Source organism: Mesorhizobium sp. M7A.F.Ca.AU.001.01.1.1, from assembly GCF_004022735.1.
Classification (GTDB): domain Bacteria; phylum Pseudomonadota; class Alphaproteobacteria; order Rhizobiales; family Rhizobiaceae; genus Mesorhizobium; species Mesorhizobium ciceri.
Genome location: NZ_RZPF01000982.1, coordinates 1 through 1789, shown reverse-complemented (window position 1 = coordinate 1789; position 1789 = coordinate 1). Strand labels below are relative to the sequence as shown.

General features: G+C 65.3%; 1 pseudogene. It reads left to right on the top strand.

The window, feature by feature from the left end:
* Window positions 1-1789: pseudogene (locus tag EN884_RS34835) on the top strand (hypothetical protein); the annotation flags it as partial.

The following is a 1789-nucleotide window of genomic DNA, read 5'->3' as shown; positions in this document are numbered from 1 at the left end:
GCGTAGTAGAACTTGCCGAAGGCGGCCTCGCCGGTGCCGGCACGCTGGCCGACCCGACGACGCTGGACGACGCCGTGACCAAGTCGGGTGCGAACGGTTTTGTCGTGGCACTCGGCGGCAACGGCAATCTGACGACTGGCGGGGTGACGCTTGCCAATGGACAGACCGTCATCGGCGGCGGCGAAAGCGTCACCGCAAGGCTTTTCGGCGGCGGCACCAGCACCTTCAACCTGGGCGGCAGCGACGGCACGATCCAGGGCACCAACGTCGCCAACCCCGTCTTTACGCTCGGCAACGGCAACACGCTCAGCGGTATCATCATCACCGGCGGCGGCGACGGCATCTTCGGCAACAACATCACCGGCGCGACGCTGACCAATGTGACGGTCACCGGTGCGGGCGGCAACGGCGCCGACTTCACGGGCAGTTCGACCGGCATCACCGACTCCAACTTCACCGCCACCGGCAACGGCCTCGACGGCCTGCACATCGACGGCGACGGCACCTACAATTTCACCGGCACGACGCTGCTGCAGGGCAATCTCGACGACGGTCTCGATATCACCGGCAAGGGCACCTACACCTTCGCCACCGTCAATGCGCAGGACAATACCGACCGCGGCATCACCGTGCAGGGCACGTCGACCGGAGGCACGTTCACCACCACCGGCGGCACCGTGTCAGGCAATGGCGGCACCGCCGTCTTCATCGATCCGATCACCGCCCATGTGGTGCTGGACTCGATCAGCCAGAGCGGCGGCACGTCGGGTGTCGTGCTGGAGAATGTCGCGGGCAACTTCACCGTCAACGGTGCGACGACGATCTCCAACACGACCGGACCGGCGATCGCCATTTCGGATTCGCCGGCGACGATCCGCTTCGGCGACATCAGCATCACCAACCCCGGCGCCGACGGCATCTCGTTTGCCGGCGTCAATGCGGCGGTGGTCGCCGGCAACATCGTCATCTCCGGACTGGGTGTCGGCACCGGCCTCGACTTCTCCGGATCCAAGACCAATTTCACCGCGCAGTCGCTCAGCATCACCGGCACCGGTGCTGCCGGCTCGATCGGCATCGATCTGACGTCGCCGAGCGTTGGCGGCGCGGTGATCATCATCACCGATGGCGGCGTCATCACCAATGTCGATACCGGCGTGCGGCTGGGCATTGCCGGCACGCCGGGCGCCACGGCCAACGCCGAATTTACCTTCGGCGGCAATTCCAGCTCCATCTCCGGCATCACCGCCTCGCTCGATGCGCGCGGGCTCAATGAGGGCAGCGGCCACTACGCTTTCGGCACGACCGCGTTTACCGGCCCGCAACTTTACGATCTGCGCAATTACATCTTCGTTGCGGCCGGGGCTTCGGGCGGCGGCACGTCGATCACCGACCTCGCCTCGATCGAATATGCCGACAGCATTACCGCCAGCGACGCCATCATTGTCCTGGTCAACCGCGGGACAATCGACGACGCCACCGGCTTCTCGCTGAGCGACGGACAGGAACTGGCCTCGTTCGGCAACGACCGCGCGTTCTCGCTCGGCGGGGTGCCGTTGAATGTCACCGGCACCAACATCCATCATGACGAATCCATATCGGATTCAGCGGGTGCGGCGACGCTGACCAGTTCCGGCGGCGGTAATGTCGTGACGCTGGGCAACGGCAACACGCTGCTCGATTTCAACGTTTCCGGGGGTTCCGGCTCGGCGATCTACGGCCTGGGCATCAACGGCCTGACCGTCCAGGGCGTGACGGCCAGCAATGTCGGGTCCGGCCTCTACCTCAATGG